Source organism: Bradyrhizobium sp. RDM12, assembly GCF_051917485.1.
GTDB lineage: Bacteria > Pseudomonadota > Alphaproteobacteria > Rhizobiales > Xanthobacteraceae > Bradyrhizobium.
Genome location: NZ_CM133064.1, coordinates 1,464,566 through 1,484,423, shown reverse-complemented (window position 1 = coordinate 1,484,423; position 19,858 = coordinate 1,464,566). Strand labels below are relative to the sequence as shown.

At 64.2% G+C, this 19,858-nt stretch carries 15 protein-coding genes and 3 pseudogenes; 8 read left to right on the top strand and 10 right to left on the bottom strand.

What is annotated here, in order from left to right; translation table 11 throughout:
- Positions 1-128: 128 nt before the first annotated feature.
- Positions 129-2,227 (top strand): annotated as a pseudogene (locus tag ACTGJ9_RS07040) (S9 family peptidase).
- 21 nt (positions 2,228-2,248) lie between these two features.
- Here the strand turns inward: ACTGJ9_RS07040 and ACTGJ9_RS07035 are convergent.
- Together ACTGJ9_RS07035 and araD are read right to left on the bottom strand one after the other, a co-directional pair.
- Entirely contained in the window at positions 2,249-2,968 is a 720-nt protein-coding gene (locus ACTGJ9_RS07035; protein ID WP_456676476.1) for a ribonuclease activity regulator RraA, read from the bottom strand.
- 120 nt (positions 2,969-3,088) lie between these two features.
- Positions 3,089-4,828 (bottom strand): L-arabinonate dehydratase, encoded by a 1,740-nt coding sequence (araD, locus tag ACTGJ9_RS07030; RefSeq protein WP_456678461.1) that lies wholly within the window; start codon positions 4,826-4,828, stop codon positions 3,089-3,091.
- A gap of 262 nt (positions 4,829-5,090) precedes the next feature.
- Between araD and ACTGJ9_RS07025 the strand changes: the two genes are divergently transcribed.
- Positions 5,091-5,510, top strand: a complete 420-nt coding sequence (locus ACTGJ9_RS07025) for a response regulator (protein ID WP_456676475.1) — start codon at positions 5,091-5,093, stop codon at positions 5,508-5,510.
- Positions 5,488-9,083: pseudogene (locus tag ACTGJ9_RS07020) on the top strand (PAS domain S-box protein). The gene ACTGJ9_RS07025 and the pseudogene ACTGJ9_RS07020 overlap by 23 nt, the downstream one beginning before the upstream one ends.
- Positions 9,084-9,206: 123 nt before the next feature.
- Here the strand turns inward: ACTGJ9_RS07020 and ACTGJ9_RS07015 are convergent.
- Positions 9,207-9,842 carry a response regulator transcription factor gene (locus tag ACTGJ9_RS07015; protein ID WP_456676474.1) on the bottom strand — a complete coding sequence of 212 codons (636 nt, stop codon included), beginning with the start codon at positions 9,840-9,842 and terminating at the stop codon, positions 9,207-9,209.
- A 176-nt stretch (positions 9,843-10,018) separates the two neighbouring features.
- On the opposite strand from ACTGJ9_RS07015, the gene ACTGJ9_RS07010 reads away from it, so the two are divergent.
- The gene (locus ACTGJ9_RS07010) at positions 10,019-10,321 is read left to right on the top strand and encodes a hypothetical protein (protein ID WP_456676473.1); all 303 of its coding nucleotides are present in this window, start codon (positions 10,019-10,021) and stop codon (positions 10,319-10,321) included.
- Between the two features lie 54 nt (positions 10,322-10,375).
- Here ACTGJ9_RS07010 and ACTGJ9_RS07005 read toward each other — a convergent pair whose 3' ends face one another.
- The 6 genes and pseudogenes from ACTGJ9_RS07005 to ACTGJ9_RS06980 all read right to left on the bottom strand — a co-directional run bounded on the left by ACTGJ9_RS07005 (position 10,376) and on the right by ACTGJ9_RS06980 (position 15,128).
- Positions 10,376-10,855 (bottom strand): response regulator, encoded by a 480-nt coding sequence (locus ACTGJ9_RS07005; protein WP_456678460.1) that lies wholly within the window; start codon positions 10,853-10,855, stop codon positions 10,376-10,378.
- A 164-nt stretch (positions 10,856-11,019) separates the two neighbouring features.
- Positions 11,020-11,337, bottom strand: coding sequence for a PilZ domain-containing protein (locus ACTGJ9_RS07000; RefSeq protein WP_212333651.1), 318 nt, complete (start codon positions 11,335-11,337; stop codon positions 11,020-11,022).
- 2 nt (positions 11,338-11,339) lie between these two features.
- A complete protein-coding gene (locus ACTGJ9_RS06995; protein ID WP_456676472.1) occupies positions 11,340-12,209 on the bottom strand; it encodes a CheR family methyltransferase in 870 nt (289 codons plus the stop codon).
- Positions 12,210-12,243: 34 nt separating this feature from the next.
- On the bottom strand, positions 12,244-12,633 hold the full coding sequence (locus ACTGJ9_RS06990) for a response regulator (protein WP_456676471.1): 390 nt from the start codon (positions 12,631-12,633) through the stop codon (positions 12,244-12,246).
- 36 nt (positions 12,634-12,669) lie between these two features.
- Positions 12,670-13,143: a chemotaxis protein CheW gene (locus ACTGJ9_RS06985; RefSeq protein WP_456676470.1), complete on the bottom strand. Its 474-nt coding sequence runs from the start codon at positions 13,141-13,143 to the stop codon at positions 12,670-12,672.
- 27 nt (positions 13,144-13,170) lie between these two features.
- Positions 13,171-15,128 (bottom strand): annotated as a pseudogene (locus ACTGJ9_RS06980) (hybrid sensor histidine kinase/response regulator).
- 724 nt (positions 15,129-15,852) lie between these two features.
- Here ACTGJ9_RS06980 and ACTGJ9_RS06975 point away from each other — a divergent pair.
- From ACTGJ9_RS06975 to ACTGJ9_RS06965, 3 genes are all read left to right on the top strand, one after another.
- Entirely contained in the window at positions 15,853-16,548 is a 696-nt protein-coding gene (locus ACTGJ9_RS06975) for a Crp/Fnr family transcriptional regulator (protein ID WP_456678459.1), read from the top strand.
- A 241-nt stretch (positions 16,549-16,789) separates the two neighbouring features.
- Positions 16,790-17,092 carry an Hpt domain-containing protein gene (locus tag ACTGJ9_RS06970; protein WP_456676469.1) on the top strand — a complete coding sequence of 101 codons (303 nt, stop codon included), beginning with the start codon at positions 16,790-16,792 and terminating at the stop codon, positions 17,090-17,092.
- Between the two features lie 87 nt (positions 17,093-17,179).
- Entirely contained in the window at positions 17,180-17,428 is a 249-nt protein-coding gene (locus ACTGJ9_RS06965; protein ID WP_456676468.1) for a hypothetical protein, read from the top strand.
- Between the two features lie 33 nt (positions 17,429-17,461).
- Here the strand turns inward: ACTGJ9_RS06965 and ACTGJ9_RS06960 are convergent, their stop codons facing one another.
- Entirely contained in the window at positions 17,462-18,082 is a 621-nt protein-coding gene (locus tag ACTGJ9_RS06960; RefSeq protein WP_456676467.1) for a LuxR C-terminal-related transcriptional regulator, read from the bottom strand.
- Between the two features lie 342 nt (positions 18,083-18,424).
- Here ACTGJ9_RS06960 and ACTGJ9_RS06955 point away from each other — a divergent pair, with 342 nt between their 5' ends.
- The gene (locus tag ACTGJ9_RS06955; protein ID WP_456676466.1) at positions 18,425-19,588 is read left to right on the top strand and encodes a hypothetical protein; all 1,164 of its coding nucleotides are present in this window, start codon (positions 18,425-18,427) and stop codon (positions 19,586-19,588) included.
- Positions 19,589-19,858 lie beyond the last annotated feature (270 nt).

Below are 19,858 nucleotides of genomic sequence, written 5' to 3'. Positions count from 1 at the left end.
CCCCTCACCCCACCCTCTCCCCGCAAGCGGGGCGAGGGAGCCAGGCGCCGGTGCAAGCGCCGCTTCTTTAAATCCCCCATATTCGATCTGATATAGAGGCAAGACACATCCCTGCTTCGAGGATCGATTTGCCCGACACCAGCAAAACCAGCACGGCTCCCGTCGCTCCGCGCCGGCCGCATTCCTTCACCCGTCACGGCATCACCGTGACCGACGATTATGCCTGGCTGAAGGACGCGAAATGGCAGGAGGTGCTGCGCGAGCCCAAAGTGCTCGATCCCGACATCCGCAAATATCTGGACGAAGAGAACGGCTACACCGAGGGCCTGCTCGGCCACACCGCGAGCTTGCAGAAGACGCTGGTGCGCGAGATGCGCGCCCGCATCAAGGAAGATGATTCCAGCGTGCCGTCGCCGGACGGACCGTTCGCTTATTTCCGCAAATTTCGCGAGGGCGGCCAGCACGAGCTGTTCGGCCGGATGCCGCGCGACGGCGGGGAGAGCCATATCGTGCTCGACGGCGATGCGCTCGCCAAGGACCACAAATATTTCAAGTTCGGCGGCAGCCGCCACTCGGACGATCACAAGCTGCAGGCGTGGAGTGCCGACACCAAGGGCTCGGAATATTTTACGATCCGCGTGCGCGACTGGGCGACGGGCACGGATCTTGATGACCTCGTCGAGGAGACCGACGGCGGCGTGGTCTGGAGCAAGGATGCGAAATCCTTCTTCTACGTGAAGCTCGACGACAATCATCGCCCGATGCAGGTGTGGCGGCACAGGCTCGGCACCAGGCAGGCGGACGACACCCTGGTATATGAGGAGCCGGATTCCGGCTGGTTCACCCATCTGCATGAGAGCACCAGCGGCCGCTTCTGCGTGATCGCCGGTGGCGACCACGAGACGAGCGAGCAGCGGCTGATCGATCTCACCCGTCCGGAAGCGCCGCCGCGCCTTGTCGCGGTGCGCGAGGAGGGCGTGCAGTATTCGCTGGCCGATCGCGGCGACGAGCTCTTCATTCTGACCAATGCGGACGGCGCCATCGACTTCAAGATCGTCACCGCGCCGCTCGCTTCGCCCGAGCGGAAGAACTGGCGCGACCTGACCCCTATCGTCCCGGCATCTACATCATCGATCTCGATCTCTATGCCGGCCATCTGGTGCGGCTGGAGCGCGCCAACGCGCTGCCGGCGATTGTGATCCGCGATCTCGCTTCAAACGAGGAGCACGCGATCGCGTTCGACGAGGCCGCCTATTCGCTCGACGCGATGGGCTCCTACGAATTCGACACGACGAATTTGCGCTTTGCCTATTCGTCGATGACGACGCCGTCGGAGGTCTACGACTATGACATGGCCAAGCGGACGCGAACCTTGCGCAAGCGTCAGGAGATTCCGTCCGGGCACGACGCGAGCGATTACGTCACCACCCGCATCATGGCGAAGGCGCAGGATGGTGCCGAGGTGCCGGTGTCGATTCTCTATCGCCGCGGATTGAAGCTCGACGGTACGGCGCCGCTGCTGCTCTATGGCTACGGCTCCTACGGCATGGCGATGCCGGCCTCCTTCAACGCCAACCGCCTGTCGCTGGTCGACCGCGGCTTCGTCTACGCCATCGCTCATATCCGCGGCGGCGCCGACAAGGGCTGGGGCTGGTATCTCGACGGCAAGCGCGAGAAGAAGACCAATTCGTTCGATGATTTCGCCGCCAGCGCCCGCGCGCTGATCGACGCGAAATACACCAGCTCCAAGCGCATCGTTGGCCATGGCGGCTCGGCCGGCGGCATGCTGATGGGCGCGGTTGCCAACCGTGCCGGCGAATTGTTCGCGGGCATCGTCGCCGAGGTGCCGTTCGTCGACGTGCTCAACACCATGCTCGACGACACGCTGCCGCTGACGCCGCCGGAATGGCCGGAATGGGGCAACCCGATCGAGAGCGAAAAGGATTTTCGCACCATCCTGTCGTACTCGCCCTACGACAATGTCGCGGCCAAGGACTATCCGGCGATCCTGGCGATGGGCGGCTTGACCGATCCGCGCGTCACCTATTGGGAGCCCGCCAAATGGATCGCCCGCCTGCGTGCGACCATGACGGGCGGCGGGCCGGTCCTGCTCCGCACCAACATGGGCGCCGGCCACGGCGGCGCCTCGGGGCGTTTTGACAGGCTCGATGAAGTCGCGATCGTGTATGCGTTCGCGCTGTGGGCCGCGGGAATGGCGGAGGCGTAAGGACGTGGCCCGGATGGAGAGTTATCGTCCGTTCTTCTTCCGCCATTCCGCGAAATCGGTGAGCGTCTGCGGATCGGTCGCGGGATAGAGACCGAAGATGCCGCGGCCCTTGCCGACTTCCTCGGTGACGAAATCCTCGAATGCCGTCATCTCGAAAGTTTCGTTGGCGATCTCATCCGCAAGATGCGCGGGGATGACGATGACGCCGTCGGCATCGCCCAGAATGACGTCGCCTGGAAACACCGGCGCATCGCCGCAACCGATGGGAACATTGATCTCGATCGCCTGATGCAGGGTCAAATTGGTCGGCGCCGAGGGGCGATGATGGTAAGCGGGGATGCCGAGCCTGGCGATCTCGGCGGAATCACGAAAACCGCCGTCGGTGACGACGCCGGCGACCCCGCGCTTCATCAGACGCGTCACCAGGATGGCGCCCGCGGAAGCCGCGCGGGCGTCCTTGCGGCTGTCCATCACCAGCACGCTGCCTGCCGGACAATCCTCGACCGCCTTGCGCTGCGGATGGGAGCGATCCCTGAAGACGTCGATGGTGTTGAGATCCTCGCGCGCCGGCATGTAGCGCAGCGTGAAGGCCTCGCCGACCATGGTCGGCTGGTCCGCACCGAGCGGGTGCACATCCTGCATCATCTGGATGCGCAGGCCGCGCTTGAACAGCGCAGTGGCGACGGTGGCAGTGGAGACGGCCTTGAGCTTATTGCGGGTGGCTTCGGAAAGTTTGGTCATGGGTGCATCCTCTTGTCATTCCGGGGCGCCACGCAGCGGCGAGCCCGGAATCCATCGGGCCGCATACCGCGCGGTGAAATGGGTTCCGGGCTCGCGCTCCGCACGCCCCGGAACGACAGCTCAGTAAATCGACGGCTCGCCGATCGGCGCGCCGAAATCGGTCTCGAGGAAGTCGAAGTCGCAGCCGTCATTGGCCTGCTTGATATGCCTGGTGAACATCCAGCCATAGCCGCGCTCGAAGCGCCGCTCGGGCTGCTTCCAGGCGGCGCGGCGCTTGTCGAGCTCGGCCTCGGGCACATCGAGATTGATGGTGCGCGCGGCGACGTCGAGCGTGATGCGGTCGCCGTTCCGCACCAGCGCCAGCGGGCCGCCGATGTAGGACTCCGGTGAGACGTGCAGGATGCAGGCGCCATAGCTGGTGCCGCTCATGCGCGCATCCGAGATCCGCACCATGTCGCGCACGCCCTGCTTCACGAGTTTGGTCGGGATCGGCAGCATGCCCCATTCCGGCATGCCCGGTCCGCCCTGCGGCCCCGCATTGCGCAGGATCAGGATATGATCCTCGGTGACGTCCAGGTTGGGATCGTCGACGGCCTTCTTCATCGAGGGATAGTCGTCGAACACCAGCGCGGGCCCGGTGTGCTTGAGGAAGCGCGGCGCGCAGGCGGAGGGCTTGATGACGCAGCCGTCGGGGGCGAGATTGCCCTTGAGCACGGCAAGCGCACCCTCCTTGTAGATGGGATTATCCACGCCGCGGATGACATCGGCATTGTGAACCTCGGCGCCCTCGATGTTCTCGCCAAGGGTTTTGCCGCTCACCGTGATGCAGTCGAGATGCAGATGCGGCTTGATCTGGCCCATCAGTGCCGGCAGGCCGCCGGCATAGAAGAAATCTTCCATCAGATAGGCATCGCCGCTGGGGCGGACATTGGCGATCACGGGCACCTTGCGGCTCGCGATCTCGAAATCGTCGAGGCCAATGTCCTGGCCGGCGCGGCGCGCTTGCGCGATCAGATGGATGATCGCATTGGTCGAGCAACCCATCGCCATCGCAACCGCGATGGCATTCTCGAACGCCTTGCGGGTCTGGATCGTCGTCGGCGTCAGATCCTCCCACACCATCTCGACGATGCGGCGGCCGCATTCGGAGGCCATGCGGATGTGGTTGGCATCTGCGGCGGGAATCGAGGAGGCGCCGGGCAGCGTCATGCCGATCGCCTCCGCGATCGCGGTCATGGTCGAGGCCGTGCCCATGGTCATGCAGGTGCCGTAGCTGCGGGCGATGCCGGCTTCGATGTCGAGCCAGTCCTTGTCGGAAATCTTGCCGGCGCGCCGCTCGTCCCAGTATTTCCAGCCGTCGGAGCCGGAGCCGAGCGTCTTGCCCTTCCAGTTGCCGCGCAGCATCGGGCCTGCCGGCAGATAGATCGCCGGAATGTTCATGGACGTCGCACCGAGCAGCAGCGCCGGCGTGGTTTTGTCGCAGCCGCCCATCAGCACCACGCCGTCGACGGGATGGCTGCGCAACAGCTCCTCGGCTTCCATCGCCAGCAGATTGCGATAGAGCATCGTGGTCGGCTTCAGCAGCGATTCCGACAGCGACAGCGCCGGCAATTCCACCGGCAGGCCGCCGGCCATCAGGATGCCGCGCTTGACGTCGTCGACGCGCGACTTGAAGTGCATGTGGCAGGGCTGCGCTTCCGACCAGGTGTTGATGATCGCGATGCACGGCCGGTCCTTCCACTCCTCCGGGGCATAGCCCATCTGCATGGCGCGGGAGCGGTGGCCGAACGAGCGGAGATCATCGGGCGCGAACCAGCGAGCGCTGCGGAGCTGGTCGGGTGTTTTCTTCTTTTCGGTCATCATTCCTTGTCCGTCCGGGAAATCCGTCCTGCTCTTCCCACAAGCCCTCCACTCCTCGCAAGACGCCGCGCGGGCAGGGCGCAAGGTTTTGCTGTGCACGAGAAGGTGCGCTGGCCAAGGTGCGGTGCAATATCCGCACGAACGTCCCCGGAGATGTCCCGAAGTGCTTGCAGGTAGACGACAATCCGCGCAACAATTTCATATTTGATGCTTTGATTTGGGTCGCAGGGAACTTCCCTGCCCGATCCGGAGGTTTTTTGACGTGGCCAACATCCTGATTGTGGATGACGACCCGGCCGTCCAGCTTACGATACGCCTGCTGTTGGAGCGGGCCGGTCATCACGTGACGGTCGCCGGCGACGGCCAAAAAGGGCTCTTCCTGTTCGAGCGCGGCCAGTTCGACCTGCTGTTCCTCGACATCTTGATGCCCGGCATGGACGGGCTGGAAACAATGCGTCACGTCCGGGCGCTGCAGCCGGCGATCCCGATCGTCGTCATTTCGGGCCGCTCGATCACGCCGGATGCCTATGCCGAGCCAGACTTCCTGAAGATGGCGACCAAGCTCGGCGCGGTCGCAAGCCTGCAGAAGCCGTTCCGGGCGGATGCGCTGCCGGCGGCGGTCGACAGGTGCCTGAAGGCGAGCGAGCCGGCGGGGCTCGATGTCGGCACCGGCCGCCGATGACAAGGGCCTTCGTTCCGTCCCAGACCGGAACAGGCGCGGCCATGCGGGAAGCGGAGCGAAGATTCCCATGAGGCTCGCAACGCGGCTCACGATCGCGATGATCCTGCTGGTGGCGGTGACCGTAGCCGCAGTGGGGTGGCTGGGCTATCGCAATACGACTGAAGCCGTCACTCCGCGGGTCATGGAACGCGTCGAAGCCCAGTCACGTCTCCTGGCGACCAATCTTGAATCCTACGTTGCCGGAGCCCGCGGCGATCTCCTCGGCTATCGCTCCGCCGCAGCGATCAATGGCCTGATCCGCGCCCACATCGCAGGCGGCATCGACGCTCTCGACGGCGTTTCGAGCAAACCTGGCGCGAGCGCATCGCAGCGCGCCTCGCGGCCGAGATCAACGCCAAACCCAGCTACGGACAGTTTCGAATTATCGGCCTTGATGACGATCAGCGCGAGCTGGTCCGCGTCGATCGCTCCGGCCCGAACGGAGCGGCGCGGATCGTCCCCAATGACGAATTGGAGCACAAGACCGAGCGGGCCTATTTTCAGGACACAATGCGACTGGCGCCGGGCGAGGTCTATGTTTCTCCGGTCGATCTCGCCAGCCGCAACGGGGGAACCACCGATCTTCACATTCCGACGTTGCGGGTCGCGACGCCGCTGTTCACGCCGGACGGCAAGCCGTTCGGCATCATCATCGCCAACATCGACATGCGCCCGGCACTGGACCGCGTCCGCGCGACCACGAGCACAGGGGGAGAAATCTACGTCGTAAACGCGCGCGGCGATTATCTCGTCCACCCCGATCGCGCGCGGGAATTCGGCTCGATGCGCGGCCATCCCACCGACTGGCGTCAGGACTTTCCGTTTTTTGCAGCGCTGGCCGGCAAGCTCGAAGGATCCACCCACCTGACGACCGACGCGTCGGGCAAGCCGAACGGCGCGGCGATCGCGCCAGCGCTGCTTGCAGGCAAGGAATGGATCGCGATCATCGAAACCATCCCCCGCCCGTGTTCGGCCGGGTGCCGGCGGCCATTCAAAAGACCTCCTTGCTCGTCGGCGTACTTGCCGTGCTCGCCGCGGCTGCCCTCGCGGTGCTCCTGGCGCGGTCCTTGACGCGCCCGATCGTGCGTCTGACGGAAGCTGTGGAGGCCATCGGCAGCGGACGGCCGGCAGACATACCCGTCGACGCCAGCGGCGAGACGGGCGTGCTGGCGCGGGCCTTTGCCCAGATGGTCGAAGAGACGCGGGCAAAAACCACCGCGCTCGAACGCGAGATCGAGGAGCATCGCCGCACCGAGGCCGCGCGAATTCATCATGAAGCGCGTGAGCGCCTGTTCAGTGCCGCGATCGAGTCATCCGACGATGCGATCGTAATGCAATCGCTCGATGCCATTATCACGGGCTGGAATCCTTCCGCCGAACGCCCTCTATGGCTATTCGGCCGACGAGGCGATCGGGAAATCCACCTCCATCATCGTCCCGCCCGACCGCCGCGAGCAGGGCAAAAATATTTTGCAGCGGATCGCCCGGGGCGAGCCCATCGAGCGCTTCGAAACCGTGCGCTTGCGCAAGGACGGCACGCCGGTCGAGATCTCGCTCGGCCTCTCCCCGATCAGGGGGCCGTCGGGCGAGGTCGTCGGCGCTTCCGGCTCCGCGCGCAGCCTGACCGAAGCGCGGCGCGCCGAGCGGACGGTACAGCAGCAACTGGAGGAGCGGCGGCAGCTTTTTGACACCTCGCAGGATCTGATCATGATCATGAACTCGCACAGCGAGATCGTGCAGATCAGCCCGAGCAGCGAAACCATTCTCGGCTACCGGCCCGACGAGATGATCGGGCGCAGCGGCGTCGATTTCCTCCATCCCGGCCATCTCGAGCAATCCCGCGAGGAGATGCGCGCACTCCGGCGCGGCGGACATCCGAAGCTCGCCGATACGCGGTGCATTCACAAGGACGGCCACGAGGTCTGGCTATCCTGGCTCGGCAGCTGGTCGGACCAGGCCAGGCGCTTCTTCTTCGTCGGGCGCGACATGACCGAGGCGAGGCAAGCCGCCGAGTCCTTGCGGGACAGCGAGCAGCTTGCGCGCAACATCGTCGAGACCGCGCTCGATGCCTTCACTCAGACAGACCAGACCGGCACCATCCTGACCTGGAATTCGCAGGCCGAGAAGCTGTTCGGCTGGTCGCGCGAGGAGGCTGTCGGCAAGAATGCCATCGATCTGTTCGTCGCTCCCGCCGAGCGCGAAGGGGTCAGGGCCGGACTTCAGCTGTTTCTCGAATCCAGCGAGCAACAGCTGTCCGGTCCACGGCGCGAGCTTCTGGTGCGCCGGCGCGACGGCAAGGAATTCAGGGCCGAGCTCAGCGTCACGGCGCTGCGTCGGCGCGACGGCGTCTTCTTCAATTCGTTCTACCGCGATCTCACCGAGAAGATCGCGGCCGAGGAGCGCAGCCGTCAAGCCGAGAAGATGGAGGCGGTCGGCCAGCTCACCGGCGGCGTGGCGCACGATTTCAACAATATCCTCACCGTGATCACCGGGACGATCGAGATCCTGGCCGAGGCCGTGGCCAGCGATCCGGGGCTTGCCGCGATCACGAAGATGATCGACGAGGCCGCCGGCCGCGGCGCCGAGCTGACCCAGCACCTGCTGGCCTTCGCACGCAAGCAGCCGCTGCAGCCGCGCGAGATCGACATCAATTCGCTGATCATCGACACCGCGAGGCTATTGCGGCCGACGCTGGGTGAGCACATCCAGATCGAATCCGTGTTCGAGCACGAGAGCTGCGTCGCCGTGGTCGACCCGAACCAGCTCACCACGGCGCTCCTCAACCTCGCGCTCAACGCGCGCGACGCAATGTCCGGCGGCGGCAAGCTGATCGTGGAGACGGGCGCCGCCTATCTCGACGAGGTCTATGCCAGCGTCAACGACGTCAGGCCCGGGCACTACGTGCTGATCGCGGTGAGCGACACAGGCACCGGTATTCCAGTCAACATGCTGGCGCGCGTGTTCGATCCCTTCTTCACCTCGAAGGGCCCGGGCAAGGGCACCGGGCTCGGGCTCTCGATGGTCTACGGCTTCATCAAGCAGTCCGCTGGCCACATCAAGATCTACAGCGAGGAAGGTCACGGCACCACGATCAAGATGTATCTGCCGCCCGGCAAGACGCCGACGCCGGCCGCCGATGGCATGATGCCGGCCTCGATCCAGGGCGGGCACGAGACCATCCTCGTGGTCGAGGACGACCGGCTGGTGCGCGATTACGTGCTGGCCCAGCTGCATTCGCTCGGCTACGTCACCCTGCAGGCCGCCAATGCCGCGGAGGCGCTCACCATCGTCGCGAGCGGCAAGCCGTTCGACCTGCTGTTCACCGACGTGATCATGCCCGGCAAGATGAACGGACGGCAGCTCGCTGACGAGGTGTTGAAGTCGCGCCCCGGCCTCAGGGTGGTCTACACATCAGGCTATACCGAAAACGCGATCATCCATCACGGCCGGCTGGATTCAGGCGTATTGCTGCTGGCGAAGCCCTATCGCAAGTCCGATCTGGCGCGGATCATTCGCAAGGCGCTGCAGGCGTAAGGGGAAAGCCCGTAGCCCGGACGGAGCGCAGCGCAATCCGGGACAGTCTTACCGCATATGCAGTCCCCGAATTTCGCTACGCTCCATCCGGGCTACGACACTACGCCACGCCACCAATAGACTTTACGACGCTCGCTGGGCCGCGGTCATCACGATGCGGATCAGATCGGCGGCATTGCGGGCGCCGAGCTTCTTCATGATGTTGGCGCGGTGATCCTCAATGGTGCGCGGGCTGATGCCAAGAGTGCGACCGGCTTCCTTGTTGGAGGCACCGGCCGCGAACTGCTCGAGCACTTCGCGCTCCCTGCGGGTCAGCGGCTCGCGTCCGGGGAAATGCAGCGAACCGAATTTCGGTGATGCGCTCTCCGACTGCCGGCGTGCATAAGCGCCGATCGCCTCGTCCAGCCGGGCGACGATCTCGCTGCCGCGGAACGGCTTCTCGATGAAGTCGAGCGCGCCGCTCTTGATGGCGCCCACCGCCATCGCAATGTCGCCCTGGCCGGAGATCATGAAGATCGGCGCAGGATAGTCTTCGCCGTGCAGCTCCTTGAGAATATCGAGGCCCGACTTTCCCGGAATGTGCACGTCGAGCAGCACGGCAGCGGGCGTGCGGCTTCGCGCAACGGAGAGCAGTGCTGCGCCGTCCGCAAAACAGATCACCTCATACCCCGCCGCCTTCAACACCATCGACAGGGTGTCGCGAACAGCCGGGTCGTCATCGACCACGAAGATCTCACCACGGGAGGTTTGTTCGACCATGTGCCATGTCCATTCGCCAAGGCGATTGCCCAGTCCGTTCGGCGTTCAAGGACTCGCGTCCGCGCCCAACGTTATGGCTTTCGGCGCAGATCTGACCCACCCCGCATTAGTACGGGACATGAACTTAACGCACAAGTAGCGCCAAGGTGCCTTATTGCGGGTGACGGAGAATATCCATGCTAAATTACGCCGGCATACCCCCACTCGCCGCAATGGCTGAAACCGACAACCGTCAGCTGATCACGGCCGAACTTCGCTCCCTGATCGCGCGCATCGAGATCAGTATACGCCTGATCGACGCGGCGATGGAGCCTGAAGACGATAGCGCTATCTTGAGTGCGATCTCGGGTTCCACCGAAATTGTCGTGCTCGACGACGTTACGCCCCGTTACGCGACAGCGACCGCCGCCCTCAACGCCTGCCGGGCGGAGCTCGGCCAGGCGCTTCAGAAGCTATCTGAATCTGCCAATCCGGATTAGGCTGCAATCGGCACGGCGGGGTTGCCGCAGCCGATTGCATGGCAGCTCCGCGCGTCAGGCGCGGTGCCGCTCCACGATCGCGTCGGTCGCGACGCCACCCCAGGTATGGATCGTCGGCAGCCCCATCGCCGTCTTGCCGAGATTGGCGAGGCTGATGCGCAGCGCCGCGAGATCCAGCGGCTTCGGCAGGCTCTGAAGCTCGATCCCGACCGAGCGCGCGAAGCTGCGTGCACCGCTCCGGCGCTTGCCGTCCATGCCGCTGATGACGATCACGGAGCCCGTGAATTTCGCCGCCGCCATCTCGCGCAGCACGTCGATGCCGTCGCCATCCTCCAGCACGAGATCGAGCGTGACGCAGTCGAAGCGGCCCGCGCGCAGCTTTTCGATCGCTTCCGCAACCGACGGCGCAACGACGACTTCGTGGCCGGCCTGCTTGGCGGCGACCGTGATCAGGCTGCGCTGCGTGGCGTCGTCATCGACCACCAGGAGCTGAAGCGCGCGCCGCTCGGCGATGTCGGGCAGGTTTGACGGGATGGGGAGAGAGAGCTTCTTGGCATGGCCGGACCCTGAAATTGCGACCTGTCATTGATACAGGGTGCGCGCTTAGGCCACGTAAAGCCGGGCCTGCGAATTCGTTCGGATGTTTTCAGAAAATGTGAAGCAACGTGCCGGGAGGGGCAGCACACTGCGCGTGGCGATCACGCCACCGCATCATGGCCGTTGGCCGCACCACGCTTCTTGCGGTTCTTGCCGCGCAGGAACTGGATGTCCATCTCGGCGCCGTTGACGCGCACCAGTTCGCAGCGGCGATAGGCAAGGCCGGTGGACGACAGCAGCAGGAAGAACTCCTTCAGGTTCAACCCCTGAATCGAGCCCTCCACCGTGAGGATGGCATCGGTGTCGGAAATCGCATTGAGGGTGCAGTCGCGCCGCCACGTGCCATCGATGGCCATGATGCAGACATCGTAGCCCCGACTGAATGTGACGCGCTCTGCGCCCTTGCCATCCTCGGCCATGCTTATCGCCCTGCCATCGCGACCATCCGCGGCGCCGGTGCACCGGCCGCCATAGCGGCACGCGGATCGTTCGGCCTGTAGAGGCCACGGCGATCGGCAATCGGCCTGAACGTATCGGTCAGTCCGACCACGGTCTCCGCAGCGCCGAGCACCATGAAGCCGTCGGGCTCGATCTGGCGCGCCAGGCGGTTGAAGATGTTGATCTTGGTCTCCTGGTCGAAATAGATCAGCACGTTGCGGCAGAAGATGACGTCGAACGTACCGAGATGGGAGAAATCCTGCAGCAAATTGAGCTGCCGGTGCTGGATCATCGCCCGCAGATCGGGATTGACTTGCCAGGTCTCGCCGGTCTGCTTGAAATGTTTCATCAACATCTGGATCGGCAGGCCGCGCTGCACCTCGAACTGGCTGTACACGCCAGCCTTGGCCTTCTCCAGCACTTCCTGCGAAAGATCGGTCGCGATGATCTCGACGCGCCAGCCGGTCAGGGCCGCGCCCATCTCCTTCAGAGTCATCGCAAGCGAATAGGGCTCCTGCCCGGTCGAGCCTGCAGCACACCAGATCCGCACGCTGCGGCGGGCAGCACGGGCCTTGAGGACTTCAGGCATGATGGTGTCGCGGAAATGGTCGAACGGGATCTTGTCGCGGAAGAAGAAGGTCTCGTTCGTGGTCATCGCTTCGACCACGCTGGTGATCAGCGCGATCGAGCCGCCTTGCAGCTTCTGCACGAGCTCGGGGATGCCGGAGATCCCGGCCTTGCGCGCCAGCGGCAGCAGGCGGCTTTCGATCAGATATTGCTTGTCGGCGGACAGATCGAGACCGGAGCGCTCTTTCAGCAACTTACGCAGATACTCGTACTCGGGCGGATTCACAGGATACCTCTTGACGCTACTGGCAGGTGTATTTTCAGGCAGTCGTCTCTTCTTCGCGCGCGACCAGCCCGACCTCCTGGAACTTCGCCAACACGATGTCCTTGTCGAACGGCTTCATGATGTACTCGTTGGCACCGCCGCCCATCGCCTTGGTGATGTGGTCGATGCCGTTCTCGGTGGTGCAGAACACGACCTTGGGCTCTTCGCCGCCGGGCATGCGGCGCAGCGTGCCGAGAAACTGGAAGCCGTCCATGACGGGCATGTTCCAGTCGAGCAGGATGGCTTCCGGCATCGCCTTCTTGCAATGAACCAGCGCCTCGACGCCGTCTTCCGCTTCAATGACCTGGAAGCCCAGCGCTTCGACGATACGACGGGCGACCTTGCGAACGATGCTGGAATCGTCAACCACCAAACAGGTCTTCATCTTCGTTCTCCGGCTTGAAATGTCTTTCGTGAAAGTTCAGGCAGCCATTTGCACTTCGGTCTTGAGCTCGAGGACGCGATCGACGTCGAGGACGACCATGAGCTGGCCGTCGAGGCGGTGGACGCCGCCGGCGAGCTTGGCCATGCGGGGGTCGAGGTTGACCGGGTTGTCTTCCTTGCCGTCCTCGGGCAGGCGCAGCACCTCGCCGATCTGGTCGATCAGCAGGCCGTAGGATTCACCGCGCAAATCGACCCCGACCGCCATTGCGGTCTTGCCGTCCTCGGGCTTGGGCAGGCCGAGGCGGGCGCGCATGTCGACCACGGTGACGATGCGGCCGCGCAGGTTCAGCACGCCCGCGATCTCGCTCGAGGACAACGGAACGCGGGTGACGCGCTCGGGCATGAACACGTCCTGGACGCGGGAGATCGGCAGCCCGAACAACTGGCCGCCGATCATCGCGGTGACGTATTCGACCATGGCGCCTTCGCCCGTTTGCGTCTTCTTGCTCATCTCGGTCTCTCCTGATCCCTGAAGTCCTTACGCCGCTGCCCGGCTCAGCTCGGAGGCGCCGGCGGCGCCCGCGGTCTGTTCCTTCAGCGCCGCGATCAGACCGGGACGGTCGAACTTGGCGACATAGTCGTGGAAGCCGGCCTGACGGCCGCGCTCGATCGCCGCCGGCGACACCAGGGCGGAGAGGCCGATGATCGGCATCGCGCCGAGATTGCTGTCGGAGCGGATGGTTTCGGCGAACTCGAACCCGTTCATGTCGGGCATCTCGATGTCGGTCAGCACCACGTCGAAGCTCTGCGCGCGGAGCGCCGCCAGGCCCTCCTGCGCGGTCGGCGCGGTGCGGACGCGGTAGCCGGCCGCCTTCAGCACCGGCGCCAGCATGTTGCGGAAGAACGCACTGTCGTCGACCAGCAGCACCGACTGCGAGTGCATCGACGGCTTCATCTCCTTGCGGGTGAACCAGTCGGCGAACGCCATCGGCAGGAAGTGACCGACGTCGATCACCTCGGTGGCCTGGCCCTTGATCACGGCCGAGCCCAGGATGCCGGAGGCGGAGCCGCCGACCTCGATGTTGAGCCGTTCCTCGACGATGTCGATGATCTCGTCGACGACGAGGCCCATGGAGCGGCCGTCGTCGGAGAACACCAGGATCGGCTGCGCGCCCTGGCTGGCAATAGTGACGCTCTCCATGGCGATGAGCGGCATCAGCTGCTCGCGGTACTGCACCATGTAGCGGCCTTGAGGCCGCGGCCGTTGTCGGCGATGCAGATGATGATGTGGCCGCCCTCGTGATAGGCGGAGAGCCGGATGGTGCCCTGCTCGCCCTTGCCGGAGGCGAGCCGCTCGGCGGGGGTCTCCAGGCCATGGTCGGCGGAGTTGCGCACCATGTGGGTGAGCGGGTCCTTGATCAGGTCGAGCACCTGGCGGTCGAGCTCGGTGTCGGCGCCGTGCATCTCCAGCTCGATCTGCTTGCCGAGTTCGCTCGAGAGATCGCGGACGATGCGGGGCAGCTTCTGCCAGGCATTGCCGATCGGCTGCATGCGCGTCTTCATGACGCCTTCCTGCAGCTCGGCGGTGACGTTGGAGAGGCGCTGCAGCGGCACCTTGAACTCGGTGTCCTCGTTGCGCCTTGATATCTCCAGCAGCTGGTTGCGGGTCAGCACCAGCTCGGAGACCATGGTCATCAGATGCTCCAGCGTATCCACGTTGACGCGGATCGACTGGTTGGCGATGCGGTCGCCTTCGCCAGCGCCCTCCTCGGCCATCGACTTCTTCGGCGCGGCCTTCTCCTTGGCGGGCTTCGCAGCTTCCTTGACGGCGTCCTTGGCAGTTTCCTTGGCGGCAACAGGGGCGGGCGCTTCGGCCGGCGCGGGCGCGGCCTTGACCGCGACAACAGGCGCTGGCGCTTCGATCGCGGTCTCGCGGAAGGCGCGCTCGAGCTCGTCGAGCGAGACTTCGCCCGGACGCAGCGGACGCTCCAGGGTCTGGTCGATCAGCGCGCCTGTGGTCATCTCTTTTACGGGAGCAGGCGCAGCGGCAGCCGGGACGTCCGGCACCAGCGGCGGCGCTTCAGCAACGGGAGCCGCAGCGCCGGCGGCCATTGCCGCCATGCCCTGCTCGACCATCGCTTCCAGCTTGTCGATGAGATCGCGGTCGGTGCCCTCGGGCTCGGCTTCGGTCGCCTCCAGGCCGGCCAGGATCTCCTTGATGCGGTCGATCGAGGACAGGATCAGCGTCACGGCCGGTCCCGTCACCGGCATGCCGTCGCGGAACTTGCCCATCAGCGTCTCGCCGGCATGCGCCAGCGCTTCGAGCCGCGGCAGGCCGAGGAAGCCGCACGTACCCTTGATGGTGTGGACCAGGCGGAAGATGTTATCCAGGATCTTGGCGTTGTTCGGCTCCTGCTCGAACTTCACCAGCTGATTGTCCACGGTGTCCAGGCTCTCGCCGGTCTCCGTCAGAAACTCCCGCAACAGATCATCCATAAGTTACGCCTTGACTGAGCTGACCTCGACGCCTGCGCCGCGCTTAGATCGGCGGAAGTCCGCTTCTAGGTTGTTAGACAACCCATTTCACGGTCTCGTTAATTTCATCCTCCGTGCTAATACGGATATTGAAGTGAGGTGGGCTGTTCGACCGCGTGAGGCTGCGGTTTTCGACCAACCCGCACGCGGCATCGGGCCGGAAGCGCAACAGGTAAACGCACCAATAATAGCGTCACGACATGCGCAAAATAATCCCGCCAAAATCGGAAGATATGCACGGCACCCACGAATTGAATCAAATCACGCGCGACCGAAATCGGCTCTGCGACCGTCTGCCGATGCTGCGCTGAATCCGCAAGCACTGCGCTCGCGGTAAACGGACTCTTACCTCGCGAGCGTCGCGGACAATAACGCGCTAACCCAGCCGCGCAGCAGCGGCATGACGTTGGGCAAGGCAGTCCTCGATGGCGGCCAGCGGCACATCCGGCGGGAACGGCCTGCGCAGGCCGCGCGCGGCGCCAGGTCACGCAATGGCGCGAGGCAATTGCTGACGGCTGAAAAGAATCGACGAAGGAGAAAGGTGGTGGCGCTGGAGGGGCGCAGGTGCGAACAATGAACCAATTGCCAATATGTCCCGCTGAGAACATGATGGAACTTACCCGACACGAATGGCGGATTCCGGGCGATCCACGGGCGGAGGAGACGGGAGGCAGATTTGGAAACGATGGCACGCCCATCGAACGGTTTCCTGTCGGCACTGTCGGCCGACGACTATGAATTGATCCGCGCACATCTGCGCACAGTCGATCTGCCGCACGAGGCCTTACTGGTCGAAGCCGGCGAAATGCTCAAGCGCGCCTATTTCCCGCACCGTGGCGTGATCTCCCTGATCGTGAAACTTGCCAAGGGCGAGCATGTGCAGGTGGCCATGGTCGGCCGCGACAGCCTGCTCGGGACACTCTCGACAATGGGTGATGCCTGCGCACTGAACACGGCGGTGGTGCTGGTTCCCGGTGTCGCATCGGTGATGGACCTCGATCGGCTGCGCATGGCTGCCGAACAGAGCTCCGCTGTGCGGACGCTGCTGACGCGCCACGGGCTCGCGGTCTACGCGCAGGTGCAGCAGACCGCGGGCTGCAACGCTGCGCATCCGGTGGAGGCGCGGCTGTCGCGCTGCCTGCTGCACACCCATGATTTGTCGGGCGACTACCGGTTGCTCCTGACCCAGCAGGCCATGGCGCAGATGATCGGGGCGCGCCGCAACAGCGTGTCGCTGGTCGCCAATACCCTGCAGCAGGCCAATTTCATCCACTACAGCCGCGGACATATCCAGATCCTCAATCTGGACGGGCTGCGCCAGACGGCATGCGAATGCTACGCCACGGTCAAGGCCCAGTACGACCGGCTCCTCGGGCCCTGACGGCCGCGGCACATAGTAAAGCAAGTGCTTAACGCCGCCTGCAAACACCGCATATCTCGTGACCAGAACCGAAATGGGGATGGCGTAGATGTCCCGGACGCCGCGCACGACGACGCGCATCAGGGGACACCATGTTTGACGCCGCCTTTGTGCCCATGCAGGGCGCGCTCGATACCGCGCCCCTGCGCGAGCTTGAGCGCTGCGCGAGCCTGAACCGCTGCGCGAGCCTGGCGCGTTCACCGTGCTGGTGCGCGAGATCGGCGAGGACGGCGCCTGTGAAGTGCGCGCGGTATTCTGGAGCGAGACAAGTGCGCGGCTCAAGCTGTTTCATACGTTCGCGCTGGGCCAGCATCGTGGCCGGATCGCGCGCGAGGCGCATTCGCTGAAGAGCACGGCCAGGACGTTCGGCTATCTCCGGCTCGCGGCGCTGGCGCTGCGGCTCGAGAGCTCCGCCGGCACGCTCGACGACGCCGAATTCAACGATCTGCTGCGGCAGATGGATGACGCCTTCACCGCCGCAAAGGCGCAGGAACCGCAGGGCTGAGGCACCCCGCCGTACTTATACGGTTTGCAATTTTCACAGATGACTAATCATAGGTGGCGATAGTCGCCGGAAACCAGGAGGGTTTCCATGTTCACCTATGAGACTGCGGACCAGAAAGAGGTCCGTCGCTTCCGCATCGCACAGTTCAACGGCCGGATGGCCACGGTGAAGGCGGGCGAGTCCACGGTGACGGGTTTTGTCCGTTCGGTGCTGGAGCAGGATTCGACCATCCCGCCGCGCTGGACCATCACCATCATCCCGAATGCCCCGAAGGACGAGCCGAACGCGCGGCGGCCCAATTCGCGCGTGCGCCCCTTTGCCGAAGATTATTTTTAGGTGCGCTGCTCCTCGGCGGCGCAGGACGAAGCCTCAATCGATCGAATGCAGCAGCGCCGCGCGGACGAGGTCCGCGGTGTTGCGCGCGCCGAGCTTGCGCATCGCTTCGGCCCGATGGCTCTCGAACGTGCGCGGGCTGATCTGCATCCGCAGCGCCCCCTGCTTGTTCGAAAATCCCTCGCTGATCAGCCGCAGCACTTCACGCTCGCGCTTGGTCAGCCGCTTGCCCGGCAGGCCCGATGATTCGGAGCCCGCCTCGCGCGGCGCCGGCAGCGCGCGGCCGGCACTCAATTCGGAACCCTCGGCTGTGGACGGTGCAGGCAAGGCGCCCTTGTGAGATCCGGCGAGCCGCTTGACCAGGCCGCAGACGCGCTCGGTCTGCGCCAGTGCATTCTCCACCACCTGCTGCAAATAGGCGCGGTCCGTCGAGACGGGCGCGAGCTGGTCGCTGTGATGCTTGATCTCGCCCATGTAGAGCAGGAGCGCGGTCAGGGGACCGTTGAGCTCGCGGGCGATGGCCGCAGCCATCTCGTCGGCCGCGTTGGCACGGGCGGCGTTCAGCCGGACGAAATCGAGCTCTTCGGCCGGAGCAGTGCTGCTTTCGAACAATTCCGACGGCCACGAATCAGCAACCGTATCATTGTGTGACCCCATGTGATGATGTAGCGGAACCAGAGGCGGTCTGTGGTTAACTTTTTCTCCGTAAGACTACGGCGATTTTGTCGGTTCTGTGCTGAAAAGGCGACGCAGGCACAATCTGTGCTTGCAGATTTGACTGTTTGACTATGTCAGGGTTGATAAATCTGCCTAAATCATAAGCAGAACGCCGAAGGCATTCTCTGCGATCGCGACTCCGCTTGCCCCGGGGGCGCCCCGGATTTTACGGATAAATTAACGGTGGCCTGCTTCTCTTTGTCACAATTGAGAGCGCGCAAATGCCTCCATGCACTGGGCCACCGGCGGGCCTGCTGGAATCGTTGCGAGAGATTGCGTGCCATGGACGAGGTCGACCAGCTTTCGGAGTTCCTGCACAAGCTGACGCCGTTATCGCGCAGCTGTCTGCTGAGCGAACTCGAGCGACTCGAACTGTGCGGCATCGACATGCCGGGCTCGGCCGGCGTGCAGGCAAAACTGCGCGCCGAGTTTCGCAAGGACGGGTCGAGCCAGGCGCGCGCCACCAATCCTTCGCGCTACTTCTTCGCGCCGCTCGAGCTGCTGTTGATGGACGGCGCGCCCGAGCACGCCAATGCGGGACGAATTTCGCGCAACACGCTCACCCCGATCTGGGAATGGATCTGCCGCGACCTGCTGCCGACCATGGCGCGCGACTACGTCAAGGCCATCAACGACCAGGTCACCGCCAACAATCTCAAGGAAGTGACGAAGATCGCGACGACCTTTCAGGTCAAGGTCGTCAAGGTGCTCGAGAACACGCTCGCCTCGGCCGAGAGCACAGAGTTCGCGCGCGGCAAGCTCGCGCAATACACGGCTTCGCGTACCGCCTTCGAGGACGTGAAGAAGATGCAGCAGGTGCTGCGCGCCGGTGATGCCCTGCGGAAGTTCAACGAGAAGCTGCCCGAGACCATCACGAAGTTCGACGACGGCCAGGTCGCCCAGATCACCGCGCGGCTCGACGCTTTCAAAAAGGCCAATCCCAATGCGCTGCCCTTTGCACTGGCGCTGGTGGCGAGGCGCCTGAAGACATTCTGGCAGCTCGCCTATCTTGCGACAAATGCGGCCGCGAGCAAGAGCGCTGCCGACATCGCAGCGGCGCCTTATGCTTGCGTGGTTCCCATGGCGCTCGACCGGCTCGATGACAAGCGCCTCGCCCTGCGGATTGCACTCCGCCACAACCGCTTCCTCGTCGCGCGCGACCTGCTCACCGAAATCTACGAGGCCGAGCATGCACTCAAGCTTCGCATCGACGGCATCGAGCAGAGCGAATGGGGCGTCCGGCTTCAGCAATTGATGGATGCGATCGCGGCGCTGGTGTCGGCCGAAGTCAGTCGCTTCCCCGCCAATGTCGGTCACATCCTCGGTTCGCGCCGGTTGCGCAGCCAGGAAACGCTGGGCGGCAAGCTCAGCTATCTGGCCTGGAAGGGCCGCGACGCCGTGCAGGACGGCGCGGCGGCGCTTCGCAAATTAATCGGGGCGACTTAGAGCATGATCCGGAAGATTGTGAAGCGGTTTTCCGACAAGATCATGCTCAAACAGAAACTGTCTTCCCCGTTATTCGGGCGCGTGCGGCAGGCACAGGAAGCGATCGAGAAATCGCCCTGACATCACGATCCTGAACCACCAATAGATCAATCGCCGCGTTGTCATAGCTGCAATCCCTGACAGCCCACCACCGGCTGGGTGGACCAATAGCGCAGGTGCAGCAAGACGCATGTGAGGTGCTTCACACTTCTCGGCCCGACGCCTGCGCGA